Here is a 10,710-nt window from a genome sequence, read left to right as displayed (position 1 = left end):
TGGCGGGGGTTACGGCGGCGCGCGGCCGCAAGGCGGCGGGAACGGCGGCGGAAGCCACGGCGGTGGCGGTGGCGGAGGAGGCGGCGGCGGTCCGGAAGAATTCCGTCACTGACGATGCCGGCGCTTTCTGCCGACGCAGGACGAAAAAAAGCCGCTCCGGAGAGCGGCTTCTGGATCGGCGAGCGGGCGGTTGTACGGCCCGCGGCCTGACCGGCTGCGCGTGGCGGGCAGCCGGTCAGGCCAGCGCTGTCAGTCGTCGAGCAGCGACAGGTCGCGCACGGCACCCTTGTCGGCGGACATGACCAGCTTCGCGTAGGCCTTCAGCGCAGCGGACACCTTGCGCGGACGCGGTTGCGCCGGCTTCCAGCCCTTCGCGTTCTGCTCTTCGCGGCGGCGCGCCAGTTCTTCGTCCGACACCAGCACGTCGATCGTGCGGTTCGGGATGTCGATGCGGATCTTGTCGCCGTCGCGCACGAGGCCGATCGCGCCGCCCGCTGCCGCTTCCGGCGAGCAATGGCCGATCGACAGGCCCGACGTGCCGCCCGAGAAACGGCCGTCCGTCAGCAGCGCGCATGCCTTGCCGAGGCCCTTCGACTTGATGTAGCTGGTCGGGTAGAGCATTTCCTGCATGCCGGGGCCACCCTTCGGGCCTTCGTAGCGCACGATCACCACGTCGCCTGCCTTGACCTTGTCGTTCAGGATGTTTTCGACTGCCTCATCCTGCGATTCGGTCACGTGCGCCGTGCCTTCGAACACGAGAATGCTCTCGTCGACGCCGGCCGTCTTCACCACGCAGCCGTCGAGCGCGATGTTGCCCGTCAGCACGGCGAGGCCGCCTTCCTTCGAGAACGCATGCTCGTACGAGCGGATGCAGCCTTCGGCGCGATCGAGGTCGAGGCTCGGCCAGCGCGTGTTCTGGCTGAACGCGACCTGCGTCGGGACGCCGGCCGGGCCGGCCTGGTAGAACGTGCGGACCGCTTCGTCCTGCGTGCGGACGATGTCCCACTGGTCGAGCGCATCCTTCAGCGACGGCGTGTGCACGGTCGGCACGTCGGTGTGCAGCTTGCCGGCGCGGTCGAGCTCGCCGAGGATCGCCATGATGCCGCCTGCGCGGTGCACGTCCTCGATGTGGTACTTGTTCGTGTTCGGTGCGACCTTGCACAGCTGCGGCACGACGCGCGACAGGCGGTCGATGTCCTTCATCGTGAAGTCGATGCCGGCTTCCTGCGCGATCGCCAGCAGGTGCAGGATCGTGTTGGTCGAGCCGCCCATCGCGATGTCGAGCGTCATCGCGTTCTCGAACGCCTTGAAGCCCACCGAGCGCGGCAGCACGCGTTCGTCGTCCTGCTCGTAGTGCTGGCGGGTGAGTTCGACGATGCGACGGCCGGCGCGCTTGAACAGTTGCTCGCGGTCGGCGTGCGTGGCCACCACCGTGCCGTTGCCGGGCAGCGACAGGCCGAGCGCTTCGGTCAGGCAGTTCATCGAGTTCGCGGTGAACATGCCCGAGCACGAGCCGCAAGTCGGGCAGGCCGAGCGTTCGACTTCGGCGACTTCGGCGTCGGAATACGACGGGTCGACCGCGATCACCATCGCGTCGACGAGGTCGAGCTTCTTCACTTCGATGGCCTTGGTGACCGGGTTCGCGAGGCGCGTCTTGCCCGCTTCCATCGGGCCGCCCGACACGAAGATCACCGGGATGTTCAGGCGCATCGCGGCCATCAGCATCCCCGGCGTGATCTTGTCGCAGTTCGAGATGCACACCATCGCGTCCGCGCAGTGCGCGTTCACCATGTATTCGACCGAGTCGGCAATGATGTCGCGGCTCGGCAGCGAATAGAGCATGCCGTCGTGGCCCATCGCGATGCCGTCGTCGACCGCGATCGTGTTGAATTCCTTCGCGACGCCGCCGGCAGCCTCGATCTCGCGCGCGACGAGCTGGCCGAGATCCTTCAGGTGCACGTGCCCCGGCACGAACTGGGTGAACGAGTTGACGACCGCGATGATCGGCTTCGAGAAATCGTCGTCTTTCATGCCGGTGGCGCGCCACAGCGAGCGCGCACCTGCCATGTTGCGGCCGGCGGTGGAGGTTTTGGAACGGTAAATGGGCATTGTCGTTGCTGAAGAAATATCGCGGGAAAAGGGTGGAGGCACGGGGAATAAAGGCCTCTCTCGCGCCCGTGCGAACAACCTCTTGAGCTGCGCCCAGGGCAAACCGGGCGATTATCCCACAGCCGCCGCAGGCGTGGCGCCCATGGGGCCGGCAACCGGCGTGGGCGGCGCGCCCGGCGCGGAACGCGTGTGCGGTGGCGGTGCGCTCGCGCGACCGGCCCGCGAGAAAGCCGGATCGCGTCTCGATCGCGGATGAATGCGCGATCCGGCCCCACGCTTCGCGATCAGTCGAGCAGCGTCAGGATCTCGTCGTAGAGCGCCTTCGGAATCCGCACGCCGTGCGCGATGCTGCGCGCGCGGGCGTCGAAGCGGCGTTGCGACGGCAGCCGCGCCCCCTGCGCGACGATCGAGTCGAACATCCGTTCGCCGCGCGCGAGCCCCGTGTCGAGATCGTCGCCGAGGAACACCTTCGGGTCGAACGCGATCACGAGCTCGCCGTGGCACGGCGTCGCGCCGACGCCTTCGTCGAAGTCCATCGACTCGCGGCTCGTCATGTCGCCGATCAGCGCACCGCCGAGCAGTTCGACCATCGCCGCGAGCGCCGAACCCTTGTGGCCGCCGAACGTGCGCATCGCGCCCTGCAGCGCGGCTTTCGGATCGGTGGTCGGCCGGCCGTCGGCGTCGATTGCCCATTCCGGCGGGATCGCCTTGCCTTGCTTCGCATGCAGCTCGATGTCGCCGCGCGCGATCGCGCTCGTCGCGAAATCGAACACGAACGGCACGCCGCCCGGGCGCGGCCACGCGAACGCGATCGGGTTCGTGCCGAACACCGGCTCACGGCCGCCTTCCGGCGCGACCCAGCTATGGCTCGGATTCATTGCGATGCCGACCAGCCCCTCGGCCGCGATGGCCTCGACCTCGGGCCACAGCGCGGAGAAGTGGTAGCAGTGGTTGATCGTCATCGCGGCGATGCCGTGCTGCTTCGCCATTTCGACGAGCACGGGCAGGCCGGTTTCGAAGCTCAGCAGCGAAAAGCCGCGATGCGCGTCGACCGAGACGATCGACGACGACAGCCGGCGCAGCGTCGGCACGGCCTGCGGATCGACCTTGCCCTTCTTCAGCGACCGCACGCAGATGAGCAGCCGGTACACGCCATGCGAATGGCATTCGTCGCGCTGACCTTGCGTGATCACGTTGGCGATGGCCCGCGCATGCGCGTCGGACATGCCGTTGTGCGTCAGCACGCGCAGCGCGAGCGCGTGGACTTCATCGAGCGACAGGACGACTTCGGCGGTGGATGCGGTCATGTCACGCCTCCCGCGGCGCCGGCACGCCGTCGATGCGTTGCGGCACATTCAGCGGATTGCCGTTGCGGATCGCGTCCGGCAGCAGCGCATCCGGCAGGTCCTGATACGACACGGGGCGCAGGAAGCGTTCGATCGCGCGCGCGCCGACGGACGTCGTGCGCGTGTCGGACGTGGCCGGGAACGGGCCGCCGTGCACCATTGCATGGCCGACCTCGACGCCCGTGCCGAAGCCGTTGACGAGAATGCGGCCGGCCTTGCGCTCGAGCAGCGGGCGCAGCGCGGCGAACAGCGGCGCGTCGCCGTCGGCGAGGTGCGCGGCGATCGTCAACTGGCCTTCGAGCGACTTCAGTACGCGATGCAGCGTGTCGGCATCCGGGCAACGGACGATCAGCGAAGCGGGGCCGAACACCTCGTCGCGCAATTCGGGATACGCGATGAACGCATCCGCCGAGGTCGCGAGCAGCGCCGCACGGGCCTGCAGGCGATTGCCTTCGACGCCTTGAGCGAGCAGCTCGACGGCAGTGTGATCGCGCAGCGCCTCGACACCTTGTTTGTAGCTGGCGTGGATGTGCGGCGTCAGCATCGTTTGCGCGGGCGCTGCACGTACCGCAGCGGCGGCCGTTTCCTCGAACGCGCGCAGCGCGGGCCCGTCGACGGCGAGCACGAGGCCCGGGTTCGTGCAGAACTGGCCGGCGCCGAGCGTGAGCGATGCGACGAACGGCGGCGCGATCGTGTCGTGGCGCGCGTCGAGCGCGGCGGGAAGCAGCAGCACGGGATTGATCGAGCTCATTTCCGCATAGACGGGAATCGGCTCGGGGCGCGCGGCTGCGATGTGCATCAGCGCGACGCCGCCGCGGCGCGAGCCGGTGAAGCCGACGGCCTTGATGCGCGGATCGGCAACGAGTGCCTGGCCGATTTCGCGCGACGCGTCGAACAGCAGCGAGAACACGCCGGCCGGCATCCCGCATTCGCGTGCGGCCTGCTGGATCGCGCGGCCGACGAGTTCCGACGTGCCCGGGTGCGCCGAATGCGCCTTGACGATCACCGGGCAGCCGGCCGCCAGTGCCGATGCGGTATCGCCGCCGGCGACCGAGAACGCGAGCGGGAAGTTCGACGCGCCGAACACGGCGACGGGCCCGACCGCGACGTTGCGCAGGCGCAGGTCGACGCGCGGCAGCGGCTTGCGCTCGGGGCGTGCCGGATCGATCCGCGCGTCGAGAAACCCGCCGTCGCGCACGAGCGACGCGAACAGCGCGAGCTGGCCGACCGTGCGGCCGCGCTCGCCTTCGATGCGCGCGCGCGGCAGGCCCGTTTCGATGACGCAGCGCTCGATCAGGTCATCACCGAGCGCCATGATGTGGCGGCCGATTGCGTCGAGAAACGCGGCGCGGGCTTCGAGCGACGTTTCGCGATACGTGTCGAAGGCGTCGTCGGCGAGCGCGCAGGCCGTCTCCAGGTCGTGCAGGCTCGCGCCGCCGAAGGCGGGTTCGAGCCGTTCGCCGGTTGCGGCGGCGATCGCGTGGAGGGTGCCGTTCGGTCCGGCGACGGCGGACTGGCCGATCAGGAGCTGACCTGTGAGTTGCATGGTTTTCCTCGGAAAAAACAGGGGCCGGGCGTGAGGCGCCCGGCCGAAGGGATCATGGGAAAAGGGACGAGTGCGTCAGTCTTCGTCGTCGTCGAGTTGCAGCTTGTCGGCGCGCACGCCGGTATTCGCGCCCCAGTAATAGATGACGAGCGCGACGGCGGCGACGACGACCGTGTCGTACGGATGCGCAAGCTGGCCCGTGCCGCCGAAGCCGCCGAGATACGACAGCACGATCATCGCGGCATAGAACGCGATCAGCCACGCAGACGAACGCACTTGCTCGGCGAGGCTCAGGTGCGCGGTCGGCACCCAGCGGCGGCACGCGAGATAGATCACGAACATCACGATCTGCAGGCCGAGCAGCCAGGACACCGTGCTCCAGCCCGACCAGTAGACGATCAGCGCGGCGATCACGAACGACGCGGGGCCGGTGATGCCAAATGCGCTGGCGCGGAACGGTCGCGGCAGGTCGGGCGCGGTGCGGCGGAGTGCGGCGACCGACACCGGTGCGACCGCGTAGCTGAGTACCAGCGCGGCCGACACGATGTTGATCAGCGCTTCCCACGACGGGAACGGCAGCGTCCAGAAGATCGCGAGGCCGAACGTGAGCCACAGGCCCGCGCGCGGGATGCCCGACGCTTCGTCGACGCGCGTGAACACCTTGAAGAAGGTGCCCGTCTTCGCCCAGCCGTAGACGACCCGCGGCGTCGCGTTCATGTAGATGTTGCCGCAGCCGCTCGGCGAGATCATCGCGTCGGCGACGACCATCACCGCGAGCCAGCCGACGCCGAGCGCCAGCGCGATGTCGCGGTACGGCAGCGAGAACGCCTTGCTCACGTCATGCCAGCCGGCGGCGAGCATGGCGGTGGGGATGCTGCCGATGAACGCGAGCTGCAGCAGCACGTAGATCAGCGTCGACAGCAGGATCGACAGGATCAGCGCGATCGGGATCGTGCGCTGCGGATTGCGCACCTCGCTCGCGACCGACACGATTGGCGTGAGCCCGAGGTACGCGAAGATGATGCCGCCCGCCGACACGGCCATCTCGATGCCCGGCATGCCGAACGGCGCGAAGCCGTGCACGGTGAGGTTCGTGGGCTTGAAGAGCGTGAACAGCACCGCGATCACCGCCAGCGGCACGATGAATTTGAAGATGCTGATGATGTTGTTCGCCTTCGCGAACGTCTTCACGCTCGAATAGTTCAGGTAAAAGAAGAAGCACAGCAGCGCGGCCTGCACGAGCCAGCCGAGCGTGGTCGGGTCGCTCGATCCTTCGACGGTCAGGCCCGGAAACCATGCGGCCGCGTACTGGCGCGCGGCGACGACTTCGATCGCGATCAGGCTCGAAAAGGCGATCAGCGTGATGAAGCCCATCAGGTAGCCGAGCAGCGGGCCGTGCGAGAACACCGGGTAGCGGACCACGCCGCCCGCGCGCGGCAGCGCGGCGCCGAGTTCGCAGTAGACGATGCCGAGCAGCAGTACTGCGAAGCCGCCGAGCAGCCACGAGAAGATGCCGGCCGGGCCTGCGATCGTCGACACGTGACTCGCGGCGAACAGCCACCCCGAACCGAAAATGGCGCCGAGACCGATGAACGTGAGATCGGTCAGCGACAGCTGTTTCTTGAACTTGCCGTGACCCGCGTCGGGGTGCGCGGAACGGGAATGCGGGACAGACGGGTGAGCGTTGCCTTGGCCTGGCATGGGCTTGTCTCCTGGAGGAATATCGGCACAGGCTTGAGGTGCGCCGCGCTCCGACGGAGCAGCGGCGCCAGCCTGCCGGCCGGCGTCGCCCGGTTCGAACGACCGGGGCGGGCTGCGAGGCGTTCACGCGCGGCGCGGGCGGGCGCCGATGTGAACGGGCCCGCAGGCCATGCCGGACCGGAGACGGCGGCGCGCAGGCGGAAAGCCCGCGCGCCGCCGCAGGGGGAGTCAGTCAGAGACCGACGTCGGGCAGCGCCGGGCGCGTTTCGAGCGCCTTCGCAACGATGGCCTTCACTTCCGCGAGCGTGTCGCCCTGCAGCGCGAGGCGCGGCGGACGCGTGATCGCGCTGCCGCGGCCGACCAGCTCTTCGCACAGCTTGATGCACTGCACGAGATCGGGGCGTGCATCGAGGTGCAGTAGCGGCATGAACCAGCGATACAGCGCGAGCGCTTCGTCGAAACGCTTTTGCTTCGCGAGGCGGAACAGCGTCTCGCCTTCCTTCGGGAACGCGTTCGACATGCCCGACACCCAGCCTTCGGCGCCGACGGCAATGCTCTCGACCACGACGTCGTCGAGGCCCGCGAACAGCACGAAGCGATCGCCGACCGCGTTGCGCAGGTCGATGAAGCGGCGCGTATCGCCCGACGAATCCTTGAAGCAGACGATGTTTTCGCAATCCTGCAGCGCGATCAGCACGTCGGGCGTCACGTCGTTCTTGTAGATCGGCGGGTTGTTGTAGACCATCACCGGCAGGTCGGTGCTGGTTGCGACCGCGCGGAAGTGGGCGGCGGTTTCGTGCGGCTTCGCCGAGTAGACCAGCGCGGGCATCACCATCACGCCGTCGACGCCGACGCGCTGCGCTTCACGCACCGTGTTTCGCGCGAATTCGGTCGTGAATTCGGCGATGCCGGCGATCACCGGAATCTTGCCGCCGGCCGCGTCGCGGGCGGCTTCGATCACCTGGAGCTTCTCGCTCGTCGACAGCGACGTGTTTTCGCCGACCGTGCCGCAGACCACGAGGCCCGATACGCCGTCGTTCACCAGGTTCTTCACCACGCGGTGCGTGGCGTCGATGTCGAGGGAAAAGTCCGGCTTGAACTGGGTGCTGACGGCCGGGAAAACCCCGGTCCACTGAATGGCGTTTCGGCTCACTTCAATCTCCTACGTGTTTGTATCGGTCGGCCGACAGGTGTCGGTGTGGCAACCAGTATCGCCGCGCAAATGCCCATCACGCTTGAGTCGTATCGCGGAGCAAAATGACGAAATCGGCACAGCGACCGGACGGCGCGGGAAGGGCGCTTCGCACTATGCCGATTTCGTCGTCGTCCTCATCGAAAAGCCACAAGCGGGCGGACGCGCGACGGAGGAAGCTGTGCTCCTTTCCCCACTTCGGACGGCTCATGATGAAGCGCATCCAGATCATCGATTCGCACACGGGCGGCGAACCCACTCGGCTCGTCGTGTCCGGTTTCCCCGCGCTCGGCAGCGGCACGATGGCCGAACGCCGCGACGTGCTCGCGCGCGAGCACGACCGCTACCGCACCGCATGCATTCTCGAACCGCGCGGCAGCGACGTGCTGGTCGGCGCGCTGCTGTGCGAACCCGTGTCGCCCGATGCGGCGGCCGGCGTGATCTTCTTCAACAATAGCGGCTATCTCGGGATGTGCGGGCACGGCACGATCGGCGTCGTGCGCACGCTGCACCATATGGGGCGCATCGCGCCCGGCGTGCACCGGATCGAAACGCCGGTCGGCACCGTCGAGGCGACGCTGCACGACGACCTGTCGGTCAGCGTGCGCAACGTGCCCGCGTATCGTCATGCGCAGGGCGTCGCGCTCGACGTGCCGGGTTACGGCCCCGTAAAGGGCGATATCGCGTGGGGCGGCAACTGGTTCTTCCTGATCAGCGACCACGGGCAGCGCGTCGCCGGCGACAACGTCGCGGCGCTCACCGCATACGCGTCGGCGGTGCGCGAAGGGCTCGAACGCGCGGGCATCAGCGGCGCGAACGGCGGCGAGATCGACCATATCGAGCTGTTCGCCGACGATCCCGAGCACGACAGCCGCAGCTTCGTGCTGTGCCCGGGCCTCGCATACGACCGTTCGCCGTGCGGCACCGGCACGAGCGCGAAGCTCGCGTGCCTCGCGGCCGACGGCAAGCTCGCGCCGGGCGCCGTGTGGCGGCAGGCGAGCGTGATCGGCAGCGTGTTCCAGGCGAGCTACGAGCAGGCCGAAGGCGGCATCGTGCCGACGATCCGCGGCAGCGCGCACCTGAGCGCGGAAGCGACGCTGCTGATCGAGGAAGACGATCCGTTCGGCTGGGGTATTGCGCCGTGAGCGACACGAAGACGGATGTCGTCGTGATCGGCGCCGGCATCGTCGGCGCGGCGTGCGCGCACGAACTCGCGCAGCGCGGGCTGCGCGTGCTCGTCGTCGACGACGCGAGCGGCGGGGCAACCGGCGCGGGCATGGGGCACCTCGTCGCGATGGACGACAACGCGGCCGAACTCGCGCTGAGCCATTACTCGATCGAACTGTGGCGCGCGCTGAGCGGCGAGATGCCCGAAGGGTGCGCGTACCGCAACTGCGGCACGCTGTGGCTCGCCGCCGATGCGCACGAAATGGATCTGGCGCGTGCGAAGCAGGCGACGCTGGCCGCGCACGGCGTGGCGGGCGAACTGATCGACGCGGCGACGCTCGCGCAGCTGGAGCCGATGCTGCGCGCGGGCCTTGGCGGCGCGTTGAAGATTCCCGGCGATGCGATCCTCTATGCGCCCGTCACCGCGAACTGGCTGCTGCAGCGCGCGCCGCGCATCACGTTGCGGCGCGACCGGGCCGTCGCGGTCGATGGCCCGAGCGTGACGCTCGCGAGCGGCGACACGCTGCGCGCGGAGCGGGTGCTCGTCGCGAACGGCGTTGCCGCGCGCACGCTGCTGCCCGAGCTGCCGCTGCGCCCCAAAAAGGGCCATCTGCTGATCACCGACCGCTATCCGGGCCAGGTGTCGCACCAGCTCGTCGAGCTGGGCTATGCGGCGAGCGCGCATGCGAGCGACGGCACGTCGGTCGCGTTCAACGTGCAGCCGCGGCCGACCGGCCAGTTGCTGATCGGATCGTCGCGCCAGTTCGACACCGAGGACGCGCAAGTCGAACCGCCCGTGCTCGCACGCATGCTGCGCCGCGCGGTGGGTTATCTGCCCGACCTGGCCGACCTGAACGGCATCCGCGCATGGACGGGGTTCCGTTCCGCGAGCCCCGACGGGCTGCCGCTGCTCGGCGAGCATCCGGCGCGGCCGGGCGTGTGGCTCGCGGTTGGGCATGAAGGGCTCGGCGTGACGACCGCGCCGGGCAGCGCGCGGCTCGTCGCTGCGCTGATGGCCGGTGAACGGCCGCCTATCGATATCGAACCGTATTTGCCGGGACGCTTCCTGAGCACGTCCCTTGTAGCCGGAGCGCTGACATGAAACGACCCACACGCTCACTTCGCTCTCTGTCGACCGGAGTGGGCGCTTCAGCGCTGACTCCGGTCCCATGCGCGGCGCCCCCAGCGGGGGCGGTCAGCCCCCTTGGCGCGGCCCGGCGGAGGTTGACATGATCATTCATCTGGACGGCCGCGCGCTGACGGTGGCCGACGGTTCGACCGTCGCGGCCGCCGTCGCGGCGAGCGGCGACGACACGACGCGCGTGTCGTGCACGGGCGCGGCGCGTGCGCCGTTTTGCGGGATGGGTGTTTGCCAGGAGTGCAGGATGACGATCGACGGCCGCCGCCGGCTGGCTTGCCAGACGCTGTGCCGCGACGGGATGCAGGTGGAGCGCACGCGATGAAACAGGAACGACTGAGCGTCGACGTCGCGATCGTCGGCGCGGGCGCGGCCGGGCTGTCGGCCGCGCAGGCTGCCGCGCGAAGCGGTGCGACGGTTGTGATCGTCGACGACAACCCGCGGGCGGGCGGGCAGATCTGGCGGCAAGGCGCAGCGGCGACGCCGACGCCGACGCCGACGCCGACGCCGG

General features: G+C 68.9%; 9 protein-coding genes. 4 read left to right on the top strand and 5 right to left on the bottom strand.

Annotated elements, in window-relative coordinates; genetic code table 11:
• Window positions 1-249 precede the first annotated feature (249 nt).
• From ilvD to G3O00_RS34790, 5 genes are all read right to left on the bottom strand, one after another.
• On the bottom strand, window positions 250-2,109 hold the full coding sequence (gene ilvD, locus G3O00_RS34810) for a dihydroxy-acid dehydratase (protein ID WP_206145693.1): 1,860 nt from the start codon (window positions 2,107-2,109) through the stop codon (window positions 250-252).
• Between the two features lie 284 nt (window positions 2,110-2,393).
• The gene (locus tag G3O00_RS34805) at window positions 2,394-3,416 is read right to left on the bottom strand and encodes an Ldh family oxidoreductase (protein WP_206145692.1); all 1,023 of its coding nucleotides are present in this window, start codon (window positions 3,414-3,416) and stop codon (window positions 2,394-2,396) included.
• Between the two features lies 1 nt (window position 3,417).
• Window positions 3,418-5,001 carry an aldehyde dehydrogenase (NADP(+)) gene (locus G3O00_RS34800; protein ID WP_206145691.1) on the bottom strand — a complete coding sequence of 528 codons (1,584 nt, stop codon included), beginning with the start codon at window positions 4,999-5,001 and terminating at the stop codon, window positions 3,418-3,420.
• A gap of 75 nt (window positions 5,002-5,076) precedes the next feature.
• Entirely contained in the window at window positions 5,077-6,702 is a 1,626-nt protein-coding gene (locus G3O00_RS34795) for an APC family permease (RefSeq protein WP_206145690.1), read from the bottom strand.
• Between the two features lie 232 nt (window positions 6,703-6,934).
• The gene (locus G3O00_RS34790; protein WP_006484863.1) at window positions 6,935-7,855 is read right to left on the bottom strand and encodes a dihydrodipicolinate synthase family protein; all 921 of its coding nucleotides are present in this window, start codon (window positions 7,853-7,855) and stop codon (window positions 6,935-6,937) included.
• 251 nt (window positions 7,856-8,106) lie between these two features.
• On the opposite strand from G3O00_RS34790, the gene G3O00_RS34785 reads away from it, so the two are divergent.
• From G3O00_RS34785 to G3O00_RS34770, 4 genes are all read left to right on the top strand, one after another.
• Window positions 8,107-9,039 carry a 4-hydroxyproline epimerase gene (locus G3O00_RS34785; RefSeq protein ID WP_174932539.1) on the top strand — a complete coding sequence of 311 codons (933 nt, stop codon included), beginning with the start codon at window positions 8,107-8,109 and terminating at the stop codon, window positions 9,037-9,039.
• Window positions 9,036-10,163 carry an FAD-binding oxidoreductase gene (locus tag G3O00_RS34780; protein WP_206145689.1) on the top strand — a complete coding sequence of 376 codons (1,128 nt, stop codon included), beginning with the start codon at window positions 9,036-9,038 and terminating at the stop codon, window positions 10,161-10,163. Before G3O00_RS34785 ends, G3O00_RS34780 begins: the two co-directional genes overlap by 4 nt.
• Before the next feature lie 127 nt (window positions 10,164-10,290).
• A complete protein-coding gene (locus G3O00_RS34775) occupies window positions 10,291-10,524 on the top strand; it encodes a 2Fe-2S iron-sulfur cluster-binding protein (protein ID WP_206145688.1) in 234 nt (77 codons plus the stop codon).
• Window positions 10,521-10,710: FAD-dependent oxidoreductase (locus G3O00_RS34770; protein WP_206145687.1), on the top strand; the 190-nt coding region annotated here is incomplete at its 3' end. The genes G3O00_RS34775 and G3O00_RS34770, both read left to right, overlap by 4 nt.

The sequence above is a fragment of the Burkholderia sp. Ac-20384 genome, assembly GCF_017104605.1.
Taxonomy (GTDB): domain Bacteria; phylum Pseudomonadota; class Gammaproteobacteria; order Burkholderiales; family Burkholderiaceae; genus Burkholderia; species Burkholderia lata.
The sequence above is the reverse complement of the archived record's forward strand: the minus strand, read 5'-3'. Positions and strand labels throughout refer to the sequence as shown.